Origin of the sequence: Nocardioides psychrotolerans (assembly GCF_900113685.1) — a bacterium.
GTDB lineage: Bacteria > Actinomycetota > Actinomycetes > Propionibacteriales > Nocardioidaceae > Nocardioides > Nocardioides psychrotolerans.
On sequence record NZ_FOQG01000006.1, the window covers coordinates 64,893 to 91,140 of the forward strand.

Annotated in this window: 26 protein-coding genes and 1 pseudogene; 10 read left to right on the forward strand and 17 right to left on the reverse strand. The window is 71.7% G+C overall.

The genetic code is table 11. From position 1 onward, the window contains the following. Window positions 1–36: 36 nt before the first annotated feature. Genes BM204_RS08975 through BM204_RS08985 form a run of 3 tightly spaced genes read right to left on the reverse strand, consistent with a single transcriptional unit; the run spans window position 37 to window position 2,869 of the window. On the reverse strand, window positions 37–387 hold the full coding sequence (locus tag BM204_RS08975) for an iron chaperone (protein ID WP_091112256.1): 351 nt from the start codon (window positions 385–387) through the stop codon (window positions 37–39). Window positions 388–431: 44 nt separating this feature from the next. Further along, window positions 432–1,547 (reverse strand): PQQ-dependent sugar dehydrogenase, encoded by a 1,116-nt coding sequence (locus BM204_RS08980; RefSeq protein ID WP_091112257.1) that lies wholly within the window; start codon window positions 1,545–1,547, stop codon window positions 432–434. After that, window positions 1,544–2,869: a cytochrome P450 gene (locus BM204_RS08985; protein WP_091112260.1), complete on the reverse strand. Its 1,326-nt coding sequence runs from the start codon at window positions 2,867–2,869 to the stop codon at window positions 1,544–1,546. The genes BM204_RS08980 and BM204_RS08985 overlap by 4 nt, the downstream gene beginning before the upstream one ends. A gap of 167 nt (window positions 2,870–3,036) precedes the next feature. Here BM204_RS08985 and BM204_RS08990 point away from each other — a divergent pair. Further along, window positions 3,037–3,321 (forward strand): annotated as a pseudogene (locus BM204_RS08990) (DUF427 domain-containing protein); the annotation flags it as partial. A 164-nt stretch (window positions 3,322–3,485) separates the two neighbouring features. Here BM204_RS08990 and BM204_RS08995 read toward each other — a convergent pair. Together BM204_RS08995 and BM204_RS09000 are read right to left on the reverse strand one after the other, a co-directional pair. Continuing rightward, window positions 3,486–3,905, reverse strand: a complete 420-nt coding sequence (locus BM204_RS08995) for an MmcQ/YjbR family DNA-binding protein (protein WP_091112265.1) — start codon at window positions 3,903–3,905, stop codon at window positions 3,486–3,488. 16 nt (window positions 3,906–3,921) lie between these two features. Continuing rightward, window positions 3,922–4,803, reverse strand: coding sequence for an aldo/keto reductase (locus tag BM204_RS09000; protein WP_091112267.1), 882 nt, complete (start codon window positions 4,801–4,803; stop codon window positions 3,922–3,924). 338 nt (window positions 4,804–5,141) lie between these two features. Between BM204_RS09000 and BM204_RS09010 the strand changes: the two genes are divergently transcribed. Beyond that, window positions 5,142–5,897, forward strand: coding sequence for an SDR family NAD(P)-dependent oxidoreductase (locus tag BM204_RS09010; protein ID WP_091112271.1), 756 nt, complete (start codon window positions 5,142–5,144; stop codon window positions 5,895–5,897). A 6-nt stretch (window positions 5,898–5,903) separates the two neighbouring features. Here BM204_RS09010 and BM204_RS22965 read toward each other — a convergent pair whose 3' ends face one another. The 5 genes from BM204_RS22965 to dnaB all read right to left on the reverse strand — a co-directional run bounded on the left by BM204_RS22965 (window position 5,904) and on the right by dnaB (window position 9,688). Beyond that, window positions 5,904–6,122, reverse strand: coding sequence for a hypothetical protein (locus tag BM204_RS22965; protein WP_218031387.1), 219 nt, complete (start codon window positions 6,120–6,122; stop codon window positions 5,904–5,906). Window positions 6,123–6,161: 39 nt separating this feature from the next. Further along, entirely contained in the window at window positions 6,162–6,932 is a 771-nt protein-coding gene (locus tag BM204_RS09015) for a questin oxidase family protein (RefSeq protein ID WP_218031386.1), read from the reverse strand. A 33-nt stretch (window positions 6,933–6,965) separates the two neighbouring features. Further along, the gene (locus BM204_RS09020; RefSeq protein WP_143099699.1) at window positions 6,966–7,187 is read right to left on the reverse strand and encodes a P-loop NTPase family protein; all 222 of its coding nucleotides are present in this window, start codon (window positions 7,185–7,187) and stop codon (window positions 6,966–6,968) included. A gap of 106 nt (window positions 7,188–7,293) precedes the next feature. Further along, window positions 7,294–7,902, reverse strand: coding sequence for a hypothetical protein (locus BM204_RS09025; protein ID WP_091112277.1), 609 nt, complete (start codon window positions 7,900–7,902; stop codon window positions 7,294–7,296). A 367-nt stretch (window positions 7,903–8,269) separates the two neighbouring features. Next, complete coding sequence (dnaB, locus tag BM204_RS09030) at window positions 8,270–9,688, reverse strand: replicative DNA helicase (RefSeq protein ID WP_439895891.1); 1,419 nt, start codon at window positions 9,686–9,688, stop codon at window positions 8,270–8,272. A 437-nt stretch (window positions 9,689–10,125) separates the two neighbouring features. On the opposite strand from dnaB, the gene BM204_RS09035 reads away from it, so the two are divergent. From BM204_RS09035 to BM204_RS09045, 3 genes are read left to right on the forward strand one after another with little or no spacing between them, the layout of a single operon-like run. After that, a complete protein-coding gene (locus BM204_RS09035; protein ID WP_246166595.1) occupies window positions 10,126–11,466 on the forward strand; it encodes an MATE family efflux transporter in 1,341 nt (446 codons plus the stop codon). After that, the gene (locus BM204_RS09040; RefSeq protein ID WP_091112281.1) at window positions 11,463–12,020 is read left to right on the forward strand and encodes a hypothetical protein; all 558 of its coding nucleotides are present in this window, start codon (window positions 11,463–11,465) and stop codon (window positions 12,018–12,020) included. The genes BM204_RS09035 and BM204_RS09040 overlap by 4 nt, the downstream gene beginning before the upstream one ends. A gap of 59 nt (window positions 12,021–12,079) precedes the next feature. Further along, the gene (locus BM204_RS09045) at window positions 12,080–13,285 is read left to right on the forward strand and encodes a hypothetical protein (protein WP_091112284.1); all 1,206 of its coding nucleotides are present in this window, start codon (window positions 12,080–12,082) and stop codon (window positions 13,283–13,285) included. A 162-nt stretch (window positions 13,286–13,447) separates the two neighbouring features. Here the strand turns inward: BM204_RS09045 and rplI are convergent, their stop codons facing one another. From rplI to rpsF, 4 genes are all read right to left on the reverse strand, one after another. Then, complete coding sequence (gene rplI, locus BM204_RS09050; protein ID WP_091112285.1) at window positions 13,448–13,894, reverse strand: 50S ribosomal protein L9; 447 nt, start codon at window positions 13,892–13,894, stop codon at window positions 13,448–13,450. Window positions 13,895–13,911: 17 nt separating this feature from the next. Beyond that, on the reverse strand, window positions 13,912–14,148 hold the full coding sequence (gene rpsR, locus BM204_RS09055) for a 30S ribosomal protein S18 (protein WP_091025292.1): 237 nt from the start codon (window positions 14,146–14,148) through the stop codon (window positions 13,912–13,914). A 92-nt stretch (window positions 14,149–14,240) separates the two neighbouring features. After that, a complete protein-coding gene (locus BM204_RS09060) occupies window positions 14,241–14,804 on the reverse strand; it encodes a single-stranded DNA-binding protein (RefSeq protein WP_091112288.1) in 564 nt (187 codons plus the stop codon). Window positions 14,805–14,913: 109 nt separating this feature from the next. Then, window positions 14,914–15,213 carry a 30S ribosomal protein S6 gene (rpsF, locus tag BM204_RS09065; RefSeq protein WP_091112290.1) on the reverse strand — a complete coding sequence of 100 codons (300 nt, stop codon included), beginning with the start codon at window positions 15,211–15,213 and terminating at the stop codon, window positions 14,914–14,916. Window positions 15,214–15,394: 181 nt separating this feature from the next. Here rpsF and BM204_RS09070 point away from each other — a divergent pair, with 181 nt between their 5' ends. Then, complete coding sequence (locus BM204_RS09070; protein WP_091112292.1) at window positions 15,395–16,306, forward strand: serine/threonine-protein kinase; 912 nt, start codon at window positions 15,395–15,397, stop codon at window positions 16,304–16,306. A 141-nt stretch (window positions 16,307–16,447) separates the two neighbouring features. On the opposite strand, the gene BM204_RS09075 is transcribed toward BM204_RS09070, so the two are convergent. Next, entirely contained in the window at window positions 16,448–18,586 is a 2,139-nt protein-coding gene (locus tag BM204_RS09075; RefSeq protein ID WP_091112294.1) for an FHA domain-containing protein, read from the reverse strand. A 115-nt stretch (window positions 18,587–18,701) separates the two neighbouring features. Here BM204_RS09075 and BM204_RS09080 point away from each other — a divergent pair, with 115 nt between their 5' ends. The 4 genes from BM204_RS09080 to BM204_RS09095 all read left to right on the forward strand — a co-directional run bounded on the left by BM204_RS09080 (window position 18,702) and on the right by BM204_RS09095 (window position 22,434). Further along, a complete protein-coding gene (locus tag BM204_RS09080; RefSeq protein ID WP_091112296.1) occupies window positions 18,702–19,247 on the forward strand; it encodes a hypothetical protein in 546 nt (181 codons plus the stop codon). 76 nt (window positions 19,248–19,323) lie between these two features. Continuing rightward, window positions 19,324–20,136, forward strand: a complete 813-nt coding sequence (locus BM204_RS09085) for a deoxyribonuclease IV (protein ID WP_091112299.1) — start codon at window positions 19,324–19,326, stop codon at window positions 20,134–20,136. Window positions 20,137–20,191: 55 nt separating this feature from the next. After that, window positions 20,192–21,382, forward strand: a complete 1,191-nt coding sequence (locus BM204_RS09090; RefSeq protein ID WP_281290226.1) for a lipid II:glycine glycyltransferase FemX — start codon at window positions 20,192–20,194, stop codon at window positions 21,380–21,382. After that, window positions 21,379–22,434: an alanine racemase gene (locus BM204_RS09095; RefSeq protein WP_091112300.1), complete on the forward strand. Its 1,056-nt coding sequence runs from the start codon at window positions 21,379–21,381 to the stop codon at window positions 22,432–22,434. The genes BM204_RS09090 and BM204_RS09095 overlap by 4 nt, the downstream gene beginning before the upstream one ends. On the opposite strand, the gene BM204_RS09100 is transcribed toward BM204_RS09095, so the two are convergent. Together BM204_RS09100 and BM204_RS09105 are read right to left on the reverse strand one after the other, a co-directional pair. After that, window positions 22,395–23,858, reverse strand: a complete 1,464-nt coding sequence (locus tag BM204_RS09100; protein WP_091112303.1) for a glycosyltransferase family 87 protein — start codon at window positions 23,856–23,858, stop codon at window positions 22,395–22,397. The two genes, BM204_RS09095 and BM204_RS09100, sit on opposite strands and share 40 nt — an antisense overlap. Window positions 23,859–23,868: 10 nt before the next feature. Beyond that, complete coding sequence (locus BM204_RS09105) at window positions 23,869–26,133, reverse strand: transglycosylase domain-containing protein (protein ID WP_246166594.1); 2,265 nt, start codon at window positions 26,131–26,133, stop codon at window positions 23,869–23,871. Window positions 26,134–26,248: the final 115 nt, after the last annotated feature.

Below are 26,248 nucleotides of genomic sequence, written 5' to 3' on the forward strand. Positions count from 1 at the left end.
GGCACCGGTGAACGCGGCGTGAATCCGGGCTGGACGTCAGCGCGGGTAGGCGCGCAGCACCCGCCGGACGAGCTCCTCGGGCAGCGGCCGGTCGAGGTCGAAGCGGAGCGTGCCGCGGCCCGACGCGTGGGGCGAGAGGTCGAGCACCAGGCCGGCGTCGGCGGCAGGCGCGGGCGGCTCGGGATAGACCGAGAGGTGCTCGGTCCAGCCCGCGACGTGGAGCAGCGAGTGTCCGTCGCGCTGGAAGGTCGGCATGTTGTAGCGGATGACCTCGGTGAGGCCGGGGATCTCCTCGTGGACCCAGCCGCGCACGCGCTGCACGGCAGCACCCGCCTCGGGGGTGAGGGAGGCGACGTACTCCTCGACGTCGGCGAACTTCTGGGTCATGCCGGAACGCTACTGGACCGCGCCCCCGGTCGTCCGGCCCGCAGTCACCGGCCCAGTCGGAGCAGGCGGTCGTCACCGTCGGCCGGGTCACCGCGGCCGTCGGTGTTGGAGGTCGTGAGCAGCAACCCGTCGCCGTCGAGGGTGGTCGCGACGGTCCGCAGCCGGCCGAGCTGCCCTTGCAGGTGCGCGACCGGCTCACCCACACCGCCCGCTGACCCGGCGGACAGCGGCACCTCCCACAGCGTGCGCCCGCGCAGGGCGGCCATCCACAGCGAGCCGTCCCAGAAGGCCAGGCCCGCGGGCGAGGCGTCCTCGGTGCGCCACACGACGGCCGGGTCGAGGTAGTCATCGCCGCCCCCGGAACCCTCGATCGCGGGCCAGCCGTAGTTGCCGCCGGCCTCGACCAGGTTGAGCTCGTCCCAGGTGTCCTGACCGAACTCGCTGGCCCACAGCCGGCCCCGGTCGTCGAAGGCCAGCCCCTCGATGTTGCGGTGCCCGAGGCTGTAGACGGCCGAGTCGAAGGGGTTGCCCGGCGCCGGCTCCCCGTCGGTGGTGAAGCGCAGGATCTTGCCCGACAGCGCGTCCGGGTCCTGCGCGGAGTCCGGTGAGCCGTTGTCTCCGGTGCTGACGTAGAGCAGGTCGTCGGGACCGAGCAGGAGGCGCCCGCCCTGGTGGTAGCCCGCGCCTCCGGGGATGCCCGACACCAGCAGCTCGGGCTCGCCCAGTGCCTCGCCGTCCCAGGTCATCGCGACGATCCGGTTGTCGTCCTCGGTGGAGTAGTAGGCCAGCACCCGGTCCTGCTCCGGGGTCGTGGCGAGACCGAGCAGCCCGGCCTCGCCACCGGCGCTGACGTCGGGCAGGGTCGCGAGCGGGACCGCCGCGCGGCCGTCGACCCGGAGGATCCGCGCGGTGTCGCGCTCCCCCACCAGGACCGCACCGTCGGCGAGCTGCACGAGGCCCCACGGGCTCACCAGCCCGTCGACGACCTCGACCGTGCGCAGCTCGTCGCCGTCATCGACCACGTCCACGGTGTCGGCCGCGTCGGCCGTCGCGACGGCGTCGCTGGGCTCGTTGGCGGCGTCGTCGGAGCAGGCGGCGAGGGTCAGCGCCAGGGTGAGTGCGACCGTCGCGGCGGGACCGGAGGCTCGGGTGCGGCTCATGCCCCCATCGTGGCAGTGGCCTGGCTGGCGTCGTAGTCCCCGAGCGCGGGGTAGAGCCGCACGGGCAGCGCGTCGACGCCGTAGACCGCCGAGAGCCTGCGGAAGTCCAGCTGGTCGTCGTCGACGGTGACCTCGAGGTCGGGGAAGCGGCGGGCCAGGGCGCGCAGCGAGATGCGCAGCTCCAGGCGGGCCAGCTCGGCGCCCACGCAGCGGTGGAGGCCGTGGCCGAAGGCGAGGTGGCGGGTGGGCTCGCGACGCGGGTCGAACGTGTCGGGGTCATCGGTGAGCGCCGGGTCGCGGTTGGCGCCGAGCAGCGAGATGCCGATGCAGTCACCGGCCTTGATCTGCTGACCGCCGAGCTCGAGGTCCTCGCGGGCGAAGCGGAGGAATGCCAGCTGCACGACCGTGAGGTGGCGCAACAGCTCCTCGACCAGGCCGTCGACGGCAGCGTCGTCGCCGTCGCGGAGGAGCGCCATCGCCTCGGGGTGCTGGGCCAGGAGGTAGGTGCCGAGCGCGAGCATGCTCGCCGAGGTCTCGTAGCCACCGAGGAACACGCCGTCGGCCAGGCCGCCCAGCGTCACGTCGTCGAGCTCATCACCGTGCTCGCGCAGCAGCGAGCCGATCAGGCCGGCGCCGGGCTCGAGCCGCTGGCGGGTCACCTGGCTGATGAGGAACTCGCGGGTGTGGGCGGCCGCGCCGAAGACGCCGACACCGCCCTGGGAGAGGTCGAAGCGGGCAGCCCCGAGGTTGTGGAAGCGGGCCCGGTCGTCGACCGGCAGGCCGAGCAGCTCGCAGATCACCTCGAAGGGGATCGGGAAGGCGAACTGGTCGACCAGGTCGACCACCGGGCCGTCCGCGGCCATCGCGTCCAGGCGCGCCTCGACGATCTGCTCGATCACCGGCTCGAGCCGGGCGAGCTTGTGCTTGGTGAACTCGGGCGTGAGGTATTTGCGGAGCACGGTGTGGTGGGGCGGGTCGGTCATCCCGAGCCCGCCGATCTGCTCGGAGGGGTCGCGCCCCTCCTGGGAGACGAACTGGCCCAGGTCGTTGGAGAGCTGGTCACCGCGCGCGAGCAGCGCCCGCGCCTCGTCATAACCGGTCACGAGCCAGATGCCCTTGCCGAACATCTGGGTCAGCCGGGTGACCGGCGCCTCGGCGCGCACCTGCGCCATCTCGGGCAGCGGGTCGAGGCCCTCGCGCTGCAGCGGCATGGTGACGGAGTCGGGCAGGAAGCGCAGCTTGCGCAGGTCGATCCCGTTGCGCGTCGAGCGCGCCAGCAGCCGGGTCGCCACCCGGCGCTTGAGCGTGCTCACGATCCCCATAGGGGCTAGTTCACCAGATCCCTGCAGCGATCGTGCATCAGGAGTGACCCTGAGAACACCCCGTGTCTAGTCCCGGACCGCCCGCGCTCGTCGCAGCGAACCGCGCGAGGCCCCCCGTACGCTGACCGGGCGAGGCCACCCGCCCGCCGTACCGTCCGAGGAGCAGCACCATGCGCGCAGTCTGGAACGACCAGGTCATCGCCGAGAGTGACGACACCGTCGTGGTCGAGGGAAACCACTACTTCCCGCTCGCCTCGGTCGACGCCGCGGTGCTGCGCCCGTCGGCGAAGCAGACACACTGCCCCTGGAAGGGCGACGCGAGCTACTACAGCCTCGAGGTCGCCGGTGCGACCAACGCCGACGCCGCCTGGTTCTATCCCACCCCCTCCTCCGCTGCTGCGGAGGTCCAGGACCGGGTCGCGTTCTGGAAGGGCGTCACCGTCTCGGAGTGAGGCTGGCTGGTCCGTCCGGGTGCATGAGTACCCGGATGTCCGGGGATGTTGGCACTTGACCGCCAATGCAACCGGGCAGTTCGGCGCGTACGGCGGTCCGCTCACGCTCCGCGGTGGGCCGGGCCTCGGCGAACTGCCGACGAACTGGCTAGAGGGGTCGTGGCTCACCCAGCCGAAGGCCGGTCCACCAGGGCCGCGAGCCGCCGGGGCGCCTGGACGCAGTAGGAGTCGGTGACCAGCTCGGCAACCTCGTCCCAGTCCGGGCTCTCCGCGAGGAGCAGACCGACCATCGTGCCCCAGTGGGGCAGCGCGACGAACGGGACGCCGACGGCCAGGAGGAGCGCCGCCTCGTCCGGCTCGGCGCGCACCGTGAGCATCAACGCGGGTCCGTCGGTGCCGGCGGCACGAGCGTGACCCTCGGGCCGGCCGGCGCGGATCGGCAGGACGTGGGCGAAGGTCTGCTGGCGAATCCGCCAGCGCACCCCGACCCACGCGTCCTCCTCGTGGGCCTCGGGCAACGCCAGCGCGACCGCCGTCACCCGGCGGACGGCCTCGGCGAGGGCCCGGTCGTCGACGGCGCTCACACGGGCGACGCTAGCGTCAGTCCTGGTCGAGTCGGGCCAGCTCGTCGGCCGTGAGCTCGAGGTCAGCGGCAGCGGCGGAATCGGTGATCGACTGCGGACGCTTGGCACCGGGGATCGGGATGACCACGGGGGACTGCGCGAGCTCCCAGGCCAGCGCGACCTGCTGGGCGCTGACCCCCCTCGCGGCGGCGACCTCCTGGAAGGCGGGGTGCTTCTCGGCCAGCTCCTTGGCGTCCCCGAGGCCACCCAGCGGGCTCCACGGGAGGAAGGCCAGGCCGAGCTCCTCGCAGACCTCGATCTCGGGGAGGCTGCTGCGGAACTTGGGGGAGAACTGGTTCTGCACGCTCACCAGCGCGTCGCCGAGGACGGCGTGCGCCGCCCGGATCTGGGCAGGGTCGGCGTTGGAGAGCCCGACCATGGCGACCTTGCCGCTGACGGCGATCTCCAGCAGGGTCCCCAGGACCTCGTCGTAGGGCACCGCCGGGTCGGGGCGGTGGTGCTGCCACAGCGCGATCTGCTCGACGCCCAGGCGCCCGAGGCTGGCGTCGACGGCCTCGCGCAGGTGCACAGCCGAGCTGTCGGTGGCCCAGTCACCGCCGTCGGATCGGACGTGGCCGCCCTTGGTGGCGAGCAGGACCTGGTCGCGCGCGCCGAGCTCGTCCAGCAGTCCCGCGACGAGCAGCTCGTTCTCCCCCTGGGCAGCGGCTCCGAGGTCGCCGGGGCCGTAGGCGTCGGCGGTGTCAAATAGGGTCACGCCCGCGTCCAACGCGGCGCGCACGGTCTCGGCGAGCTGCTCACGCGGCTGCGCGCCGGTCTGGTCGAAGGTCATCAGGCCGAGGCCGATGGCCCCGACCTCGATGCGTCCGGTGGTCTGGTTCCCGAGGTGTCGTGTCTGCATCCCCCCACAGTGCCCGACCGGCCAACCCGGCAAGACCGGCCCACCGCGAGCGGACCGCCGTACGACGCCTCAGTCCTGGCCCGCCACCGACGCAAGCGTCCGCAGGACTGACTGGGTTCAACCGCTCGGTGTGGTGGGAGCCGAGGATGTCGAAGGAGGCGACCCGGAAGGTCCCGTGCCCGCGGGGGTCCACGGGGCTCGGGCTCGAGGCGGCGGCCCGGCCGACGGTGAGGACGGGGGGCATCGGCCGCACGTCCTGCTTTGTGAGTGATCGCGCCGACAAGCCCCCCATCTGGGGGAGGAGGACGGCGAGCGATCGGACTGACTAGCGTGCGGTCATGACCTCTGACTTCACCGGCCGCGCCGTCCTCGTCACAGGTGCCTCCTCAGGTCTCGGGGCCGCCTGCGTACGACGTCTGGCCGGCGCCGGCGCGCACGTCTACGCCGCCGCCCGCGACCAGGAGCGACTGGCCGAGGTCGCCGCCTCCTGCGCCGACCTGCCCGGCGAGGTCGCCGTCGGGCACCTCGACGTCGCCTCGCCCGCCTCCTGCCGCGCGGCCGTCGCCGCCGCCGCGGCGCGCTTCGGCCGGCTCGACGTGGTCGTCAACAACGCCGGTCGCCACGACTTCCGGATCACCGGCGAGGTGACCGAGGACCAGTGGGTCCACGACATCGCAGTCAACCTCGGTGGTGCCTTCTTCTGCTCCCAGGCCGCGATCCCCCACCTGCTCGAGACCAGCGGCAACATCGTCAACGTCGCCTCCGTCGCGGGGCTCGTCGGCGAGGCCTACTCCGCCGCCTACACCGCCGCCAAGCACGGCGTCGTCGGCCTGACCAAGGCGCTCGCCGTCGAGCACCTGCGCTCCCCAATCCGGGTCAACTGCGTCTGCCCCGGCGGCATGGACACCCCTCAGGTCCACACCATCGACGTCCCCGACGGTGCCGACTTCGACCTGATCATGCGCGTCTCGGCCGCCCGAGGCTTCATGAGCGCCGACAGCGTCGCCGCCGTCATCTGCTTCCTCGCCTCCGACGACGCCAGCGCCGTCCACGGCAGCATCCAAACCGTCGACCACGGCCACCTCGCGGGCTAGAAGTCCCTAGGTGGAGGCGGGGTCGATCTGCTCCGCCGCGGCCACCACGGCCGACAGCGCCCTGGTGTCGCCGCTCCAGGCATAGGCGTCGGCGGCCGTGTCGGCGAGCTTGATGACGTGTTCGTCGCCGTGCTGGGCAGCCCGGTCGACGGCCTCCGCCGCGGTGGGTGGCGCGGGTCGGACGGGCCGGGCCGACGCCGGTGCCGGCGCATAGGCGGCGAGCACCGCCGCCGACGCGGACCACCCGGCGGCCGCACTGCCGGCCTACAGCTCGCGTGGCAGCGAGGGCAGCACGCGCAGCACCGCGTTGGGCGCGGTCGCCGCGTGCACCAGCATCACCGGGTTGCCGTGGGCGTGCGTGGCAAAACGACCGACCGCCGCGACGACGACCTCCCGGAGGAACGCCTCCGCGTCCGATGCCGGAGCGAGCGCCCGCTGGGCGTCGGGCCAGCCGGTGGTCTCGCCGAGCTGGGCCAGCCGGGCGGTGATCCCACCCTCCTGACTGGGCACCCGGGGCAGGCCCGCGACCGCTGCTTGCGCCACGAGCGACCCGTCGGGCGCGACGGCGCCCGGCACGCGCTGCCACCGCGCCGCCCAGTAGCCCAACCCCTGCGCCAGCTCCGCCACACGTGCCGGCGCCTCCCCCTGCTCCCGCAGCACGCGCACCGCGTGCCCGACCCGGATCACCCCGTGCGTCGCGCCCGCGGCGATCCCCGGCAGCAGCCGCGGCCACCACGTCGTCAGCACGTCGGTCCAGGAGCCCTCACGCAGCTCCTCCTCGAAGTGCTCCAGCCAGTCGCCCAGCCGGCGCGCGTCGCCCAGGGCCCCACGCCAGTCGTCGACCCGACCGGTCGCACGAGGCGCCGGCTCCAGCCGGCGCGCATAGCCGTCCACCCACGACCCCACCGCGTCGCCGTGGCCGTGACGCACCAGCACCTCGGCCGCCATCGGTCCGTGATTGCTGAGCCATCCGTCGAACTCAGGTCCGGTCGCCCTCAGTCGGTCGTAGGCCTCGTCCAGCGTTTCCCAGGTCATGTCACCAGCAGACAACGTCAAGCGAGGTTGAGGTCAAGCATCGACGTCCCACGCCCCCCGTCCTGGGAGGACCGCGGTCATCAGAGCCACGCGGTCCTCGACGGGGCGCTTCTCGACGTACGGCCGGTGGCTCAACTCCCAGAAGTAGTCGTCGGCGTCCGCGTGGGCCACGGACCAGTGGTCGGCCACTGCCCGCGCCAGCGTCGTCGTCCCTGCGCCGCCGGCGCCCAACACGTGCAGTCTGCCTCGTCGCATGACGCCACCCTGCGATGCCGGCCGGTGGACGGTGCGCACCGGGTGGGACACCGGCGGGCCCCCGCCGCCGAGCGAGATCGCCCGGCGGGCGATCTCGGAGCAGCGGTCACCAGCCGCCGGGGAAGCGGGCCGAGCTGGCGATGACCACGAGGCCGACCCCGACAGCGACGGTCGCCGCGAGCAGCAGCTCCCGACCCAGGTGCCGCCAGGGCTGGGCGAAGAAGAAGACGAGCCCGAGCAGCGCCACGACGCCTGGCAGCAGGATCGCCCCGGGCGGCGCGACCGCCGCCGCGACGAAGCCGAGCACGACCCCAACGGCGAGCCCCCGTCGTGTGGCGACCGGCCGGTCGCCACGGACGAGCCCCACCACCGTCAGGGCTCCCCGGGTGGGCAGCTGGTCGGGCGCGATGCCCCGCAGCAGCAGGGTCGCGGTCGCCGGGTCGGTCACCACCACCACGTCGCGGAACCGGTCGCGCAGGGCGTGGGCGCGGACCAGCTCGTCCAGCCGGTGGCCGCGGTCGACCGGCGGGAACGTCACTGCCGCCAGCAGCACCTCCACCTGAGGCTCGACCCCGAGCACGCGCACCACGCGTCCGGCTTCGGCCGTGGGAGCGGTGAGGACCAACGGGTCCCGACCCAGGTCCCCTCGGATGCGTCGCACCTCGGCCTCGTCGGCCGTCGTGCTGACCACGAGAATGCGTTGGTAGCCGGGCACGGGGCGACGATAGCGGGACGCGTGCACCCGGGGAGGGCCGCTGCCCCACGCTGGCCAGAGCCACGCGGATCGTGGTCCGCCTGGTGGGCCACCACGACCGCATCGTCTCGAGCGCACCGGATCTCGACAGTTGCCGGAGTTCTTGCTGACACCGCCATCAGCGCAGGCTCAGGCCAGCGCGGGGAAGGGGTCTTCCTCCTCCATCAAGCCGACGGTGTCGTGTCGCGTAGTCGGACGTACGCATGGGCCTCTCGCGCACCCGCCTCGGGCGTGGGGAAAGGTGGGTTGGGACCCCTGAGTACGTCCGACTACGCAGTCCCTCGACATTCACACGCAAAGTCGGCGAGCGTGGGCAACAGCGCGTCGCTCAGTGCGCCATGTCGACGAAGCGCGAGTAGTGACCCTGGAACGCGACCGTGATGTCGCGGGTCGCGCCGTTGCGGTGCTTGGCCACGATCAGGTCGGCCTCGCCGGGGCGGGTCGACTCCTTCTCGTAGGCGTCGTCGCGGTGGAGCAGGACGACCATGTCGGCGTCCTGCTCGATCGAGCCCGACTCACGCAGGTCGCTCATCATCGGGCGCTTGTCAGCGCGCTGCTCGGGGCCACGGTTGAGCTGGGAGAGCGCGATGATCGGGACGCCGAGCTCCTTGGCGAGCAGCTTGATCTGCCGGGAGAACTCCGAGACCTCGAGCTGGCGCGACTCGACCTTGCGCCCCGACGTCATGAGCTGGAGGTAGTCGATGACGATCAGGCGCAGGTCGTGGCGCTGGCGCAGCCGGCGGGCCTTGGCCCGGATCTCCATCATCGTCATGTTGGGCGAGTCGTCGATGAACATCGGCGCCGACGACACCTTGCCCATGTGGCGGGCCAGCTTGTCCCAGTCCGAGGAGTCCATCTTGCCGTTGCGGATGTGGTTGAGCGGCACCTTCGCCTCGGCCGAGAGCAGCCGCATCGTGATCTCCGAGCGTGTCATCTCGAGACTGAAGAAGACGCTGGCCAGGTTGTTGTGGATCGAGGCGGCCCGGCAGAAGTCCAGAGCCAGCGTTGACTTCCCCATGGCGGGCCGCGCCGCCACGATGATCATCTGACCAGCGTGGAGACCGTTGGTGAGGTCGTCGAAGTCGGCGAAGCCGGTGGGCACGCCGTAGATGCCGCCCTCGCGGTTCTCGATGGCCTCGATCTCGTCGAGGACGCCGTCCATGATGTCGGAGAGCGGTGCGTAGTCCTCGCTCGAGCGGCGGTCGGTGATCGAGTAGACCTCGGCCTGGGCGCGGTCGACGATCTCGTCGACCTGGCCCTCGCCGGCGTAACCGAACTGCGCGATCTTGACGCCGGCATCGACGAGGCGGCGCAAGATGGCCTTCTCGCGGACGATCTCGGCGTAGAACGACGCGTTGGCCGCGATCGGGACGTTGGCGGCGAGGGTGTGGAGGTAGGGCGCGCCGCCGACGCGGGCCAGCTCGCCTCGGCGCTGCAGCTCGGCGGCGACGGTGACCATGTCGACCGGCTCACCCCGACCGAAGAGGTCGATGATCGCGTCGTGGATCGTCTCGTGGGACGGACGGTAGAAGTCGGCGCCGCGCAGCGCCTCGGAGACGTCGGCGATGGCGTCCTTGGAGATGAGCATCGAGCCCAGCACCGACTGCTCTGCGGCCATGTCCTGGGGCGGAGTGCGGTCACCGGGACGGCTGGGGCGCTCGCCGGGCGCGTAGGCGACCGGGCCGTCGCCCCACTCCTCGAACTGAGGCTCGGGCATCCCCCGGGTGTCGGAGTCGGTGACGCTCAACGCGGGTCCCCTCGCGCCCGGATGGAACCCCCGGGCAATGGCTGGTGGTCGGTCGGACTGGGTGGTCGACGCCACGCTAGGTGGCGGCACCGACACCCGGTCAGGTGCGTGAACCTACGGGGCTGGCGCACCCCGGGGATAGCGCCCTATCCACAGGCCCTGGGGATAACTCGGGTCAGCCCGTGGACGACACGCGAGGAACTGTGCAGTGCCTGGGGAGGAGCCTGTGGACAACCTGCCCGACAGGGGGGACGACACCGCTCTGACCTGCATAGACGTCGATCTTGGCCTGTGGACAGAAAATAGTTCACGGGCGATCTCGTTCATGTGTCGTCCATCTCCCCGTGGCGGGATCGTTTGTCGACATCGCGATCTCCTGAGGGACTTTCCACAACCCGGGGCGAGTTATCCACCGGCGCCTATCAGACAATGGCGGGGTGCGGCAGGAACTCGACAAAGAAATCGTGAGGTTGGCGGTCCCGGCGTTCCTGGCCCTGGTCGCCGAGCCGTTGTTCCTGCTCAGCGACGCTGCCATCGTGGGCCACCTCGGGACCCCGGAGCTGGCTGGTCTCGGCATCGCCGCCATCATCCTCCAGACCGTGGTCGGGCTGTGCGTCTTCCTCGCCTACGGCACCACGGCCAGCGTCGCACGCCTGCTCGGCGCCGGGGACCGTCGTGCCGCCCTCGCCCAGGGAGTCGACGGGGTCTGGCTCGCGGTCGGCATCGGGCTGGTCGCCACGCTCGCGGGCGTCACGCTCACGGACCCTCTCGTCGGCCTCTTCGGCGCCGGCGAGGTCGTGACCGAGCACGCGGCGACGTACCTTCGCCTCGCCTTCCTCGGCACCGTCCCCCTGCTCGTCATGCTCGCCACCACGGGCGTGCTGCGCGGGTTGCAGGACACCCGGACGCCGTTGGTGGTCGCCGTCGCAGGCAACGCCCTCAACATCGTGCTCAACCTGGTCCTCGTCTACGGCGTCGGCAGCTGGGCCGGCCTCGGCATCGCCGGCTCCGCGCTCGGGTCGGTGCTGGCCCAGGTCGCCAGCGCGGTGGCCCTGCTCGCGGTCGTCACCCGGGCCGCCAGGGCCGAGGGCGCACCGCTCGGCCCGGACCTGCGCGGCATCCGCGCCGCCGCCCGCGCGGCCGTGGCCCTGGTCATCCGCACCCTGACCCTGCGTGCCGCGCTGCTGGTCACTACGTACGCCGTGACCATCGGCGTCGGCTCGGGCGCCGTTGAGCTGGCCACCCACCAGCTGGCCCTGACGTTGTGGACCTTCCTGGCCTTCCTGCTCGACGCAATCGCGATCGCCGCGCAGGCGATCACGGGGCGCTACCTCGGGGCGGGCGACGTCGTGGGCACCCGCGCGGTCACGCGCCGCATGGTGCAGTGGGGAGTGGTGAGCGGCATCGTCACCGGGCTCCTGCTGGCGGCCGCCAGCCCGGTGCTCGGCCCCCTGTTCACCGACGACCCGGAGGTCCAGCGGCTGCTCGTGCCGGTCCTGCTCGTCGCGGCCCTCGCACAGCCCGTGGCCGGAGTGGTGTTCGTGCTGGACGGTGTCCTCATCGGCGCCGGCGACGGCACCTACCTCGCCTGGGGCGGGATCGTCACCCTGGTCGCCTACGTGCCCCTCGTCGTGCTCGCCGCCCATCTCGTCGGTGGCCTCGTCATCGTCTGGGCGGTCTTCTGCTCGGCGTTCATGGGTGCCCGCCTCGTCGTCCTCGTCCTGCGCGCCCGGGGCGGGGCCTGGCTCGTGACCGGCGCCCCTACAGTGTCGCCATGAAGCCCCTCCAGTCCGCCGCGATGGGCTTCATCTTCATCGCGCTCTACGCCCTCTTCAACGGCTACGACGCCTACGCGGACCCCGTCGGCTGGGTGCTGGTCCTGCTCGGCGTACGCCGTCTCCCGGCCGTCACGCCGCTGCGCTTCGCCACCCTGTACGTCGGGTGCCTGGCGTTGGCGGTCTCCGTGCCGCTGTGGTTCCAGACGCCCCGGGAGGCGCTGGTCGACCTCGACCCGTCGCTCGCGTGGGCGGCCGACCTGCCGGCGTTCGCCTGCTCGGCCCTGCTCTGCCACGGCCTGGCCCAGGCTGCCACCTCGGCCGACGACCTCCGCCCCGCTCGGTGGCTGAGCACCATCCGCACCGTCCTGGTGATCGTGGCCGTGGTGCCGGTCCTGGTCTTCGGCGCGGGCCTCGAACAGCTCGCCGCGCCGGCCACGGCGGCGGCCCAGCTGGCCTACCTCGCTGTGATCTGGTTCCTCTTCAGCTACTCCGGGCGAGCGTGGGCCGGTGCCCCGATCGTGGAAAGCACCACGCAGCCCCCAACTCCTTCGTAGCCTGGGGTCCCCCGCAGCGTTATATCCCCTGCCGCTTGCGTCCCGTTCCAGGAGAGCCCATGTCGAACCCCCGCCCCTCCCGTCGCCGTGCCGCCACGCTCGCCGCCGGGATCCTCGTCGCCGGGCTGCTCCCCGCACTCACCGTCGCCGTCCCTGTCCACGCCTCCCCGGGATGCCTGACCGACGACAACCGCACCCTCCTCAACTCCGAGGGCTGTGACGACGACACTCCCCCGGACACCCGCGTCCTGACCGTGGGACCCGACCTGAGCGGGGCCGGCTACGTGCGCGGCAACGACGTGACCATCACCTTCGAGGCAGTCGTCTCCGACGCCGACCAGGGCCCCTGGGGGTTCATGTGCCGCCTCGACGGTGCCAGCAACGGGGAGTGGAGGGACTGCTCGGCCGGCGCGCAGGGTGCGCGAGGCACCGTCACCTATGCAGACCTCGCCGACCGCAAGATCGACGGGGGTTACGACTTCCGGGTCTACGCGGTGGACACCGCGGACGCCGCCGTCAGCTGGACCGACACGACCAACATCCTGGCCCCCCAGACCGAGACTGCTCCCGACGACGACAGCGCCTCACCGGCCTCGGCCGGTTTCAAGGTCGACACGGCCGAGCCCTCGACGTTCATCTTCAACGAGCCCTTCGACAAGATCCGCCCCGAGTTCCCCATGGTGACGTCGCGCAACATCCAGGTGCGGCTCACCTCCAGTGAGAGCCGGGCCGGGGAGGGCGCGACCTACGACTGCACCCTCAACGAGGTGAAGGTCCCCTGCCAGGAGGGCTTCACCAGCCTGAAGAACCTCACGCCCGGCAACAAGACCTTCGAGGCCACCGCGACCGACCTCGCCGGCAACAGCAGCATGAAGGCCGCCAAGATCATCTTCGCCGTGCCGCGCAACCTCAAGTCCACCCAGGGCTGGCGCCAGGTCAAGGAGGGGGGCTATTTCGCCGCCGACTACCTCGAGGCGCGCAACGTCGGCGCCACCCTCATCACCAACCCGGTCCAGGTCCGCGAGCTGCGCCTGATCGCCCCCGCCGGTCCCAACCTCGGCAGGATCGACCTCCAGATCGGCAACGGCCAGCGCCGCACGATCAGCCTCTTCGCGAAGACGTTCACCCGCTTCAAGGTCTACGTCATCCGCGACGAGTTCAGCCCGCTCGCCAGCGGCAGGATCACCATCCGGGTCAAGTCGCTCGGTCCCAACAAGGTCGCCCGCATCGACGCCCTCCTGATCCAGCCCGTCGGCGGCCGCTGACCCGTCGTACGCCGAGTCGGCGCGATGTTGCAGCCTGGCCCGCCCTCGCGTGCGACATCGCGCCGCCTCGGCGATCCTGGTTGAACCCGGACACACACAACGGGGCCGCCCTCCCACAGGAGGACGGCCCCGTCGGGGTCGTGCGTGGTGCGTGGTGCTCGATCAGGCCGGGATGATGTTGAGGGCCACCTGGGCGGACACCTCGTCGTGCAGCTTGATCGAGACCTCGTGGTTGCCCAGCGCCTTGATCGGGTTGGTCACCACGATCGTGCGCTTGTCGACGGCCTCGCCCGAGACCTCCGCGATGGCCTCGGCGATGTCGGCCACGGTCACGGCGCCGAACAGGCGGCCGCCCTCGCCGGCGCGGACCTTGACGTCGACCGGAGCGGACTCCAGCTTGGTCTTGATCTGCGCGGCGTGGTCGTGGTCGCGCACCGAGCGCGAGGAGCGAGCAGCCTTGATCGAGGCGACCTGCTTCTCGCCGCCACGCGTCCAGCGGATCGCGACGTTGCGCGGGATGAGGTAGTTGCGGCCGTAGCCGTCCTTGACCTCGACGATGTCGCCGGGGGCACCGAGACCGGTGACCTCCTGCGTGAGGATGAGCTTCATGGTGGTGTCTCCTCGCCTTATCGGCCGGTGGACGAGTAGGGCAGCAGGGCTACCTCACGCGCGTTCTTGACGGCGATGGCGACGTCGCGCTGGTGCTGGACGCAGTTGCCGGTGACCCGACGCGCGCGAATCTTGCCGCGGTCGGAGATGAACTTGCGGAGCAGGGCGGTGTCCTTGTAGTCGACACCGGTCGCCTTCTCCTTGCAGAACTGGCAAACCTTCTTCTTGGGCTTGCGAATCACTGCCTTGGCCATTGTGGTGCTTCCTCTCTAGAAGCCCGGCCCCGCACACGTGCGTGCGACGTCGGAATGGTTCGGGTTGATTGCGATGGGTGGTGCTGAGCGGATCAGAAGGGAGGTTCTTCGGCGCCGACGCCCGGGGCACCCCAGGGATCGGACGCCGGAGCGCCGCCCGCGGGACCACTGGCAGCGGGACGCGCCGGCGACGCGGTGGCCCACGGGTCGTCGCCGCCCTGGCTGCCGCCGCCCGAGGGCTGGCCGCCCGAGGGCTGGCCGCCGCCGTAGCCGCCGCCACCCCCTCCGGAGCGGGAGGCGCGGGCGACCTTCGCCGTGGCGTACTTCAGCGAAGGGCCGACCTCTTCGACCTCGATCTCCATGACGGTGCGCTTCTCACCCTCACGCGTCTCGTACTGGCGCGACTTGAGCCGGCCGGTCACGACGACACGCATGCCCTTCTGCAGCGACTCGGCGACGTTCTCCGCCGCCTGGCGCCACACGGCACACGAGAGGAAGAGCGAGTCGCCGTCCTTCCAGTCGTTGGACTGCTTGTCGAAGGTGCGCGGCGTCGACGCGATCCGGAAGTTGGCGACCGCGGCACCCGAGGGGGTGAAGCGGAGCTCCGGGTCGTCGACGAGGTTGCCGACCACGGTGATGATGGTCTCGCCTGCCATGTCAGGTCTCCCTAGTTGATCCGTTGTGGTGTTCCCATGTCTGCGTCCAGGCTCATCCAAGCCCTGAGCGCCGACAAGGGAAAGTGGTCGTCCACAGGGACGACCTGCGTCACGTGAGCGAGCGAGCGCCCGGCCGGATCACCTTGGTGCGCAAGATGGCCTCGTTGAGCGTGAGCTGGCGGTCGAACTCCTTGACCGTGGCCGGCTCCGCGCTCAGGCGGATGACGGCGTAGATGCCTTCGGCGTTCTTCTTGATCTCGTAGGCCAGGCGACGGCGTCCCCAGACGTCGACGTTGTCGACGGTGCCACCATCGTTGCGGATGACGTTGAGGTATTTGTCGAGCGAGTCCTGAACGGTGCGCTCCTCGATGCTGGGATCGAGGATGACCATGACTTCGTAGTTGCGCAAAGCGGAACTACCTCCTTTGGACTTGGCGGCCACGGTCTCTCCGTGGCAGGAGGGCCTTGCAGATCATCTCGTGCCGGTGACCCGTCGGTGGGGCGGCACGAAGACAGGCAAGGTTAACAGCGCGCGGAGACCCTGTGGAAATCGCGGCCCGAGCAGTCCCGGTCGCACCTATCGTCGCCGCATGTACGACGTACGCGCACCGCTGGCGGGCCGCTACCTGCTGCTCGACGAGATCGGCGCGGGTGCGACGGGGTCGGTGTGGCGGGCGTGGGACCTGCGAGAGGGACGGCACGTGGCCGCCAAGGTCCTCGGCCCTCACGACGACGCCCTCCTCCAGCGCTTCGTGCGCGAGCAGGCGGTGCGGGTCCAGCACCCCCACGTCGTCACGCCCGCAGGCTGGGCCGCGGCCGACGAGCGGGTGCTGCTCAGCATGGACCTGATCGCCGGCGGGTCGCTCGCGACCCTGCTCGACGGCCACCCGACCCTGCCCGAGGGCACCGTGGCCGAGCTCCTCGACCAGCTCCTCCAGGCGCTGGTGGCGGTGCACGCGGCCGGCGTCGTCCACCGCGACGTCAAGCCGGCCAACCTCCTGCTCGAGCCCACCGGCGACGGTCGACCCCACCTGCGCCTCGCCGACTTCGGCGTCGCGGGACTCCTGGGCGCGAGCCGGCTCACCCGCAGCGGGCCGATCGGCACCTACGGCTGGGCCGCTCCGGAGCAGGAGCGGGGCGCCCCGCCCGACCCGCGCCAGGACCTCTACTCCGTCGGCGTGCTCGGCCGCCGGCTCCTCAACGGCCACGACCCGACCCACGGGGCCGCAGGACCGGTGCGCCCCCGCGGCCCGCTCGGCCCGCTGCTCGACGCCCTGGCCGACCCGGACCCCGACCTCCGACCGACCTGCGCCGCCGCAGCACTCGCGACACTGCGCCGACTCGACGTGCCGCCACCTCGGACCTGGCCCCACGTCCCCGACCGGCTCGGCCCCGCCCCCGGCCTCCCCCGCGCCGCGGCGTGGCTCGTCACCGTGCTCGCCTGCCTCTGCTTCGTCGCAGCGATCGGCCTCAGCGCCGCCGCGGCCCTCGCCGCGACCTGAGCAGCAGCCCCCAGCCCACGAGGAGCAGCAGCACGGCCGCCGCGAGCAGCACGATCACCATCCTCCGAGCCTAGGGCGAGCGTCGGGCCGGCTGCGACGCCGATCCACAACCCGCGCGGGAGGTTCGAAGCGTGAACATGCCTACTGGAAGGCCAGCGGGTTGTCGACGACCGCCTGCCCGTCCGCGCCGACGACGAACGCACCGTTCATCCCGGGCTCGCCGGCGGGCACCTCGAACGGCACATAGATGCAGACCGCGTCGGGGCCGAAGGCCCAGGTGTCCTGCAGGGAGCCGATCTGGGTGCCGCCGTCGAGGGAGTAGAGCGTCACGCCGATCGGGGTGCCGTCGGCCAGGCCGGTGATGACGTACTCGGCGTAGACCGTCTCCCCCGGCGCCACGCTGAGGATCTGCGGCTCCTCGAGCGTGCTCTGCCCGGCGCAGTCGCCCTGCTCCCCGTCGCGCACCCAGCCGGCCGCCTGGAAGGCGGCATCGGCCGGCGGCTCCTCGACGACCGGGAGGTCCTCGACGTACGGCGAGACGTAGGCCGGGTCGCCGCCCTCCTCCGCGATCCGCAGGACCTCCTCAGCGAGGTCGACCGGGCGGATCAGCGCCGAGCCCTGGGTGATCGCGCCGGCATCGGAGGAGCCGGCGGTGATCACGGCGGTGTTGATGCCGATCAGCTCGCCGTCGTCGTTGATGGAGGGGCCACCGGAGTTGCCGGAACCGAGCCGGACGTCGCTGTCGATCAGGCCACGCTCGGTGCCGATCACCTCGTCGGCCTGGAAGGTCGACACGACACCGCGGGTCACGGTCAGCGGCCGGTCGAGCGACGCGGTGACGTTGCCGATCGAGGGGTAGCCGAGCGCGGTGATCTCGTCCCCGGTGCGCAGGTCGGCGCTGTCGCCGATCGGCAACGGCTCCGGCAGGTTCATCGCCGGCCCGTCGAGGGGGTTGCCGTCGGCGTCGGCGACGATCTGGAGGACCGAGAGGTCGAGGTAGCCGTCGGTGACGATCGGCTCGGCACGGAACGCCGCGGTCGCCGGCTTGTCGTCCTCGGGCGAGGTCAGCGAGACCAGCAGGTAGTCGGGGTCGGGGGTCTCGCTCGCTCCCTGACCGGGCGCCGACGGCTGCGCCACGTGGGCGTTGGTGAGGATCAGCCCGTCCTCGCTGATGATGCTCCCGGAGCCGGAGTGGGTGGGCGTGCCGGTCGCGTCGACGGCGATGAGGAACACCGCGGCCGCCTTGGCCCGCGCGAGGGCGACGTCGCTGAGCCCGCCCTGCGTCGCGACCGGGGCCGGGGCGTCGTCACCGCCGAGCACGACCGCGGCAGTGACGCCGCCGCCGAGCAGCACCAGCGCCCCGACGGCCGCACCGACGACGGACAGCGTGCGTCGGCGCTTCCTCTTCACGATCGCTGCCGCGGCCTGACCCGCCGCCACGACGGGGACGACCTCGAGCTCGAGGCCGGCGGTCGGGTGGCCGAGCAGGATCTCGACCGGCTCGGTGATCCTGAAGGTGGTGATCCGCTCGCCGTCGACGTAGGAGCCGCTGGTCGAGCGGTCGACCCACCACCACCCGTCGGGCCGCGGCTCGACGACCGCGTGGAGGCGCGAGACCGCCGCGTCGTCGGCCACGACCTCGAAGCTGGGGTCGCGACCGATCCGCACGGGCGCGTGGGTGTCGAAGCGCAGGTCCGCTCCCACCCGGCGTCGTACGAGGAGACCCGGGCCACCGCCCGGCCCGCCCGGTCCGCCGCCCGCTCCGGGCTGCGCGGCGCCGGGCCCGGTGACGATCGTCTGCGCGAGCAGCGGCGGAGGCGTGTAGGCGGGTGGGGCGGCGTACGGCCTGGCGCCGGGGGCCGGCAGCGGAGCACCCGGAGGGCCGGGGACGTACGGCGGGGGGACGGCGCCGTACGGCGCGCCCGGTGCGGCCGGCGTCGTGCCCGGTGCGGCCGGTGCCGTGCCCGGTGTCGCGCCGGGTGCCGCTACGGAGACCGTCACGGTGAGCGCCAGACCGCCGCCCTGGGCGCCGAAGGTGATCGCGGTCGTGCCGGTCAGGTCGGCGCGCGCCACGCGTCGGCCGTTGACCCACGTGCCGTGGGAGCTGGCGAGGTCGACGACCTCCCACCCGTCGCCGAGCGCGCGGATCTCGGCGTGCTGGCGGGACACGGTGGGATCCTCGGCGACGACGTCGCACCCGTCCTCCCGGCCGATCCGGAAGACCCGCGGAGCATCGGCGCTCCACGTCTGGGTGGAGGACTGGATGCTGATGGCGCTCATGGCGACCTCCTGGTGCGAGACGTGGTGAGCCTAGGCCCCTCGCGCGACCTTGGCGACGACCAAGACCCGGCAGGGAACAGGTGACCTTCGAGCGACCGGGGTCGATGATGGCCAGATGAACCGCCTCCTGAGCGTCGTGTCCCTCGCGGCCCTGCTGCTCGCCGGATGCGGCGACGGCGACGATGCCGAGATCGAGGTCAGCGGCACCCCGTCGCAGAGCACGTCGTCGAGCCCGACGCAGAGCCCGACGCAGAGCGCGACCGACGCCACTCCCGCGACGTCGGGGACCTGCCCGTTCCTGCCCCTCGCGGCCGTGACCGCAGCGCTCGGCGAGGAGATGGCGCTCGCAGCCGCCGGCCCGCAGACCTGCCTGTTCGACGCGGTGGCGGAGTCGTCCCCGGCCTCGGCCACGCTCAACGTGACCCAGCTGCAGGTCGACACCGCGGACTACGCCGCCGGCACCCGCGACCTGTGCGAGGGAGCCGTCACCGAGGCCGAGGGCGGGGACCAGGCATTCGCCTGCGTGACGTTCGTCGGACCCCAGGGCTACTACTTCGAGGGCTCGACCAGCATCGTCGTGGACGTCGTGACCACCGACGAGACCGAGGCGTCGGCGATCACGGCCGCGGTCGCCCTGCTGGTGTCGGTCAGCCGCGGCTGACGCACGCTCCGGTCGCCGCCGCGTCCGGCGTACGACGGCCCACCGCCCCGTCGGCGCCCCTCCCTACGATGGCGCCATGACCGGCACAGCCTCGAGCCCCCTCGCCATCGGCGCCCACGTCGACCAGACCGACCCCCTCGCCGAGGCCAGGGCCCGGCAGGCGCCACTGGTGCAGTTCTTCCTCGGCGACCCCCAGGGCTACCAGGGGCCCGAGTTCGCCTACGCCGGAGGAGCCGAGGGCCTCAAGGCCGACGCCGAGGCCGCGGGGATCGATCTCTACGTCCACGCGCCCTACATCATCAACGTCGCCACGACCAACAACAGGATCCGCATCCCGAGCCGCAAGCTGCTCCAGCAGCACGTCGACGCCGCGGCCTCGATCGGCGCCAAGGGCCTGATCGTCCATGGCGGCCACGTCAACAAGGCGGATGATCCCGAGAAGGGGTTCGACAACTGGCGCAAGGCCATCGAGGCGACCGACCTCAAGCTCCCGCTGCTCATCGAGAACACCGCCGGCGGCGACAACGCCATGACCCGCCACCTCGATCGCATCGGGCGCGTGTGGGACGCCATCTCCGGCGCCGAGCAGGCCGACCAGGTCGGCTTCTGCCTCGACACCTGCCACGCCCACGCCGGCGGAAACCCGCTGGAGACGGTCGTCGCCGACGTCCTCGCCATCACCGGCCGCATCGACCTGGTCCACTGCAACGACAGCCGTGACCAGTTCGACTCCGGTGCCGACCGGCACGCCAGCTTCGGAGCCGGCACGATCGACCCCGACCTGCTCGCGGCGGTCGTCCGCGACGCCGGCGCCCCGGTCGTCTGCGAGACCCCCGGGCCCGCCGACGCCCATGTCGCCGACTTCGCCTGGCTGCGCGCGCGCCTCTGACCCGGCCCGTCCCCCAGGACATGTCACCGCCGCCACCGGCCGGTAGCCTCGAGCCGTGGCTGACAACGGGTTGAGCGTGCGAGTGATCTCCGAGGAGGAGCACCTCTCCTTCCTCGCGACCCGGAGGTCCGCGAGCTTTCTCCAGACCCCCGCCTGGGGCAAGGTCAAGAGCGAGTGGCGCCGTGAGTCCCTCGGCTGGCACCGGGCCGGCTCCGGTGCAGGCACGCAGGGTGAGCTCGTCGGCGTTGCGCTGGTGCTCTACCGCCAGCTCCCCAAGGTCAAGCGCTACCTCGCCTACCTGCCCGAGGGCCCGGTCATCGACTGGGGCACCGAGGACCTGGTGTCCTGGCTGGCCCCGCTCACGCGCCACCTCCAGCAGCAGGGTGCCTTCGGCGTCCGCATGGGCCCACCGGTCGTGACCCGCCGCTGGTCGGCGGCCCAGGTCAAGGACGGCATCGCCGACGACGCCGTACGACGCCTCGACGACCTCGCCCCCACCGAGCGCGACGCCACGGGTGCCCGTGTCGTGTCCCAGCTCGACGAGCTGGGCTGGCGTCGCCAGATCGCCGAGGGCGGCTTCGCGGCGGGCCAGCCGCAGTACGTCTTCCAGATCCCGCTCAGCGACCCGTCCACGGGCGAGCCGCGCACCGAGGACGACGTCCTGAAGGGGATGAACCAGCTCTGGCGGCGCAACATCAAGAAGGCCGCCAAGCAGGGCGTCGAGGTCACCTCGAGCCGCGGCAGCGCCGCGCTGGACGACCTCAAGGCGTTCCACGACCTCTACGTCCACACCGCCGAGCGCGACCACTTCACCCCGCGACCGCTGTCCTACTTCCAGACCATGGTCGAGGCTCTGGGCACCGAGAGCCCCGACCGGATCACCCTGTGGTTCGCCCGGCACGAGGGCGACCTGGTCGCCTCGACGATCGCGATCCGTGTGGGTGCCCACGCGTGGTACTCCTACGGTGCCTCCTCCACCGAGAAGCGCGACGTCCGCGGCTCCAACGCGGTCCAGTGGGCGATGATCGCCGACGCCCTGGCTGCCGGTGCCGACGTCTACGACCTGCGGGGCATCACCGACACCCTCGACCCCGACGACTCCCACGTCGGCCTGATCCAGTTCAAGGTCGGCACGGGCGGCGAGGCCGTCGAATACGCCGGCGAGTGGGACCTGCCGCTCAACCGACCGCTCTACAAGGCCTTCGAGCTCTACATGGCGCGCCGCTCCGGGGGCGGGCGACGATGAGCCTGACCCTCACCGTCGACGGCGACCGCTGGCGCGCGCACCTGCGCGCGGTGGCCGACGCCAACCCCGGCCTGGTGCCCGTCATCAAGGGCAACGGCTACGGCTTCACCCGCGGCCGGCTCGCCCGCAAGGCCCAGTGGCTCGGCGTCGACACCATCGCGGTCGGCACGTACCACGAGCTCGAGCACGTCCGGACCCGCTTCGACGGCAGCCTGCTGGTCCTCACCCCGTGGCGGCCCTTCGGCGTCGCGCTCGAGGTCGACCCGACCCTCGCCGACCGCGTCGTCCACACGATCGGTCGCGTCGAGGACCTCGAGGGCCTGCTCTCCCGCCAGCCCGACGCCCGGCTGGTGCTGGAGCGGATGACCTCGATGCAGCGCCACGGCTTCTCCGCCCGGGAGCTCTGGGCGGCCGCGGGCGCGTTGCAGCGCTTCCCGCGCGCCCGCCTCGAGGGCATCGCCATGCACCTGCCGCTCGCCCAGGGCTCCCACCTCGCCGAGGTCAGCCGGCTGATGAACGACGTCGTCGCCGCCGGCCTCGACACCCGCACGATCTGGCTCAGCCACCTCACCGGCGCCGAGCTCTCCGCGCTGCGCACGTCCTACGCCGACTACACCGTGCGCCCGCGCATCGGCACCCAGCTCTGGCTCGGTGACCGCAGCGCGCTGCACGTCAGCGCCACCGTCCTCGACGTGCACGAGCTCGAGCGCGGCGACGCCTTCGGCTACCGCGCCCGCACGGCTCCCAAGAGCGGACACCTGCTCATCGTCAGCGGCGGCACCGCGCACGGCATCGGCCTCGAGGCGCCCCAGGGCGCGTCGTCGATCAAGGCCCGCGCCGCGACGCTGGCCCGCGGTGGCCTGGACGCGGTCGGGTTCGTCCGCTCGCCGTTCTTCACCGACGGCAAGCAGCGGCTCTTCGCCGAGCCGCCGCACATGCAGGCCTCGATGCTGTTCCTCCCCGCGGGCGCGCGGGTGCCCGCGATCGGCGAGCAGATCGACGTACGGGTGCGTTACACCGCGACGACGTTCGACCGCGTCGTCGTGTCCTGATCGGCCACACCCGGATCGGTCCGACCAGGGTCGACCGGCCGCTCCACCGGGTCCCGCCAGGGCCGCACGACGTCGCGCACCACGAGCGCCACGAGGTAGAGTTCGCAGGCCATCCGCACGATGATCGCGATCCAGTAGAACCCGGAGTCGCCGCCGCGCGAGGGCTCGAGGAAGCCGCCGAGATACCACCACACGCTCGCGAAGTAGAGGACCTCCCCGGCCTGCCAGATGAGCTGATCGCGCCAGCGCGGGCGGGCGAGGACGGCCAGCGGCAGCAGCCACAGGACGTACTGAGGTGAGTAGACCTTGTTGACCAGCAGGAAGCCGGCCACGACCAGGAAGCCGAGCTGCGCGAAGCGTGGGGTCTCCGGCGCGAGCAGGCCGAGCGCGAGCACGCCGGCGCACCAGAGCCCGAAGAAGAGCAGCGAGCCGTCGTTGATGGTGTCGGCCGACAGCGACAGGTCGCCGGCCTGGCTGATGACCAGCCAGATCGAGCCGAGGTCGGCACCTCGCTCGGAGTTGAAGGACCAGAAGACCTTCCACTCGGTCGGGCTCGCGACGTACGCCGGGGCGTTGGTCAGCACCCAGGCCACCACCGCGCTCCCGACGACGACGCCGAGGTCGCGCCAGCGGCGTTGCCGCGCGCAGATGACGAGCAGCCCCCCGAGCAGGAACAGCGGGTAGAGCTTGGCGGCCGTCCCGAGCCCGATCAGCACCCCGGTCAGCAGGGGCCGGTCCTTCGCCCAGGCCCACAGCGCCCCGGCGACGAGCGCCACGGCGAGCAGGTCCCAGTTGACCATCCCGGTCAGCGCCAGCGCCGGCGCCAGCGCGAACAGAGCGGCGTCCCACGGGCGCCGCGGGTTGACCTTGGTCAGCAGCGCCGCCGCGAGGATCGTCAGCAGCGCCAGGCCGAGTGCGTTGACCACGACGTAGAGCCTGGTCTCCTCGAGGATCTCCGGATCGGTCTGCAGCTCGCCGACGCTCATCTTGTAGCGCGGCTCGAGATCGGGCGATCCGTTGAGCCAGTGCGTGACCAGCGAGGTGCCCCAGGCCCAGTAGGAGATCCCGACGGGGTACTCCATGGACTCGTAGCGCGCCCGCACCTGCTCGTCGTCGGTGTAGGGGTAGGTCTCCTCGACGAAGCCGCGCAGCGTGTAGAGGTAAGGCAGGTCGGAGTAGCACATCGCGGAGTAGCGCGTGTCGCCCTCGATCCAGGTGCCTTCGACGCACGGCGCCTTCTGCACCAGGCCGAGAGCGAAGCCGAACGCCGCCATCAGCACGACGACGCGCAGCGGTGTCCACCAGCGCGCCCGGCCCGCGTGCTCCCCGACCGGGCCACCCACGCTCTCGCTCAGCGCGGTGACGACCGGGTCGTCCTGGGTCGGGTGGACGTGACCGTCCTCGGGCGCCCCCGTGTCGGTCACCGCTCGCGCGTCACGCGTCGTACGACGAGCGGTAGCCGCGCGAGGCGGCCGCCGACGGACTCGGCGGCGCGCTCGACGGGGGTGGCTCGCTGCTCGGCGGCGGCTCGGACGGGCTCGGCGTCTGGCAGCCCAGCACGCCGCACGACGGGGTCGGCGTCGGCGTGGGGGTCGGCGTCGGGGTCGGCGTCGGCGTGGGGGTCGGCGTCGGGCTGGCCGACTCGCTCGGGGTCTGGGTCGTCTCAGGCGGCTTCGGCGGCTGGCGCGTCGGGCTCGGCGCGGGCGGCGGGGTGACCACCGGGGTGTGGCCGTCCTCGGGGGCCTCGCCGTCGACGAAGACCGGCTCCGGGAACTCCTCGACCTCCTCGCCCTCCATCGCTCGCTGCATCACCGAGAGCCAGGTGGAGGCGGGGAAGGCGGAGCCGAAGTAGGACGGCAGCCAGCCGTCGAGCTGGTCGTCGCCGTCGCCACGCACGTACATCACGGCGGTGGCCAGTTGCGGGGTGTAGCCGACGAACCACGCCGAGGACACGTCGTCGTCGGTGTTGGTGGCGGTGCCGGTCTTGCCCGCGGCGGGGAACTCCAGCTCACCGGCGGTGCGGCCGGTGCCGTCGGCGACGGTCTCCTGCAGCGCGTAGGAGACGTCGGCCGCGATGTCCGGGTCCAGCACCTCCTCGGCCGTGGACTTGTAGTCGTAGACCGTCTCACCGGAGGCGTCGACGACCTTGTCGACCACGTGGACCTCCGAACGCTGCCCGCCGGCGGCGATCGTGGCGTAGGTGTTGGCCATGTTGATGGCGCTGACCCGGGCCTTGCCCAGCGTGATCAGGGTGTCCTCGGCGAGCATGTCGACCGAGCGGGTGGGGATGCCGGGGAACTTCTTCGACGAGTCCTGGCCCGGGATGCCGAGCTTGCGGCCCATGTCGTAGATCTTCTGCGGACCGTCCTCCATGGCGTTGGACATGTCGACGAAGGCGGTGTTGATGGACTGTTCCATCGCAGAGATCGCGTCCACGGACGAGCCGTAGTTGTTGCCCGTGCCGGGACCCTCGTTCTGGACCTCGAGGCCGTCGGGGAACACGTAGGGCGAGTTGCCCTCGAAGGTGTCCTCCAACGAGTAGCCGTCACGGATCGCGGCCGCGAGGGTGACCGCCTTCATCGTCGAGCCGACCATGCCGCCGGCCTCGGCCCAGTTGATCTGGGAGTCCAGGTAGTCCTGGCCGCCGTAGAAGCCGCGCAGCGCACCCGTGCCGGGCTCGACCGAGGCCACCCCGATGTGGAGCTGCTTGTCCTTGAAGCCCTCGGGGCGCGCCTCGAAGACGCCCTCCTTGGCTGCATCCATGGCCTTCTGGGTGAACGTGGTCGTGATCCGCAGGCCCTGGCCGTCGATCTCCTCGTCGGTGAAGCCGAGACGGTTGAGCTCGTCGCGGACCAGCTTGAGCGCATGACCGCGCTGCCCGCCGTAGGTGCTCTCGGCGTCGACGACGGGGAACTTCGGGAGGTTCTCACGGGCCTTCTCGGCCTCGTCGGCGTCGATCATGTCGAGCTCGGCCATGCCGTCGAGCACGAACTGGTAGCGGCCCTTGAGCGCGGTCTTCGCGTCCTTGCCGTTGGCCGGGTCGAAGCTCGTCGGGTTGTTGAGCACGCTGGCCAGGACGGCCGACTGCTGGAGGCTGAGGTCCTTGGCGGGCTTCTTGAAGTAGGCCTGGGCCGCGGCCTGCACACCGTAGGCACCCCGGCCGAAGTAGATGGTGTTGAGGTAGCCCTCGAGGATCTCGGACTTGGTCTGCTGGCGCTGGAGCTTGAGCGAGAGGATCGCCTCCTTGACCTTGCGGGTCAGGGAGCGCTCCTGGGTGAGGTAGAGGATCTTGACGTACTGCTGGGTGATCGTCGAGGCACCCTGGGTGCTGTTGCCCTGGGCGTTGCTGAACGCCGCACGCAGGATGCCCTTCGGGTCGATGCCGCTGTCGGTCCAGAAGGTGCGGTTCTCGGCGGCGACGACCGCGTCCTTGAGGGTCTGCGGCATCTCGTCGAGGCCGATCGAGTCACGGTCCTGGATCGCGAAGCGGCCGAGCTCGTCCTCGCCGTTGTTGTAGTAGATGAACGACGTCTCGGTCCTGAAGTCGGCGTTGGGGTTGGGGACCTCGATGGTGTTGTAGAGCACGGCGAAGGCGCCGACCCCCATCAGGGAGAGGACCAGCGAGACGATCGCGGTCCACTTCGCGGCCTTCTTGCTCCGCGACTTCCAGGTCTTGGGCTCCTTCGGGGCCCGCTTCACAGCGGGTCCGTCGGCCCTGCGCTTGCCATTCAAGATCTCGGTGCTCCCAGCAAATCGGCGTGCGGCTGACGACGCCTTAGCGTACGCACCCCTCGCACGCACTCCCAGATGCCGG

Coding starts and splice junctions, on each gene's coding strand:
- BM204_RS08975 (WP_091112256.1), bottom strand. CDS start 387: ATGACCCAGAAGTTCGCCGACGTCGAGGAGTACGTCGCCTCCCTCACC.
- BM204_RS08980 (WP_091112257.1), bottom strand. CDS start 1,547: ATGAGCCGCACCCGAGCCTCCGGTCCCGCCGCGACGGTCGCACTCACC.
- BM204_RS08985 (WP_091112260.1), bottom strand. CDS start 2,869: ATGGGGATCGTGAGCACGCTCAAGCGCCGGGTGGCGACCCGGCTGCTG.
- BM204_RS09000 (WP_091112267.1), bottom strand. CDS start 4,803: ATGCAGACACGACACCTCGGGAACCAGACCACCGGACGCATCGAGGTC.
- BM204_RS09010 (WP_091112271.1), top strand. CDS start 5,142: ATGACCTCTGACTTCACCGGCCGCGCCGTCCTCGTCACAGGTGCCTCC.
- BM204_RS09015 (WP_218031386.1), bottom strand. CDS start 6,932: ATGACCTGGGAAACGCTGGACGAGGCCTACGACCGACTGAGGGCGACC.
- BM204_RS09020 (WP_143099699.1), bottom strand. CDS start 7,187: ATGCGACGAGGCAGACTGCACGTGTTGGGCGCCGGCGGCGCAGGGACG.
- BM204_RS09040 (WP_091112281.1), top strand. CDS start 11,463: ATGAAGCCCCTCCAGTCCGCCGCGATGGGCTTCATCTTCATCGCGCTC.
- BM204_RS09045 (WP_091112284.1), top strand. CDS start 12,080: ATGTCGAACCCCCGCCCCTCCCGTCGCCGTGCCGCCACGCTCGCCGCC.
- rplI (WP_091112285.1), bottom strand. CDS start 13,894: ATGAAGCTCATCCTCACGCAGGAGGTCACCGGTCTCGGTGCCCCCGGC.
- rpsR (WP_091025292.1), bottom strand. CDS start 14,148: ATGGCCAAGGCAGTGATTCGCAAGCCCAAGAAGAAGGTTTGCCAGTTC.
- BM204_RS09060 (WP_091112288.1), bottom strand. CDS start 14,804: ATGGCAGGCGAGACCATCATCACCGTGGTCGGCAACCTCGTCGACGAC.
- BM204_RS09070 (WP_091112292.1), top strand. CDS start 15,395: ATGTACGACGTACGCGCACCGCTGGCGGGCCGCTACCTGCTGCTCGAC.
- BM204_RS09075 (WP_091112294.1), bottom strand. CDS start 18,586: ATGAGCGCCATCAGCATCCAGTCCTCCACCCAGACGTGGAGCGCCGAT.
- BM204_RS09080 (WP_091112296.1), top strand. CDS start 18,702: ATGAACCGCCTCCTGAGCGTCGTGTCCCTCGCGGCCCTGCTGCTCGCC.
- BM204_RS09085 (WP_091112299.1), top strand. CDS start 19,324: ATGACCGGCACAGCCTCGAGCCCCCTCGCCATCGGCGCCCACGTCGAC.
- BM204_RS09095 (WP_091112300.1), top strand. CDS start 21,379: ATGAGCCTGACCCTCACCGTCGACGGCGACCGCTGGCGCGCGCACCTG.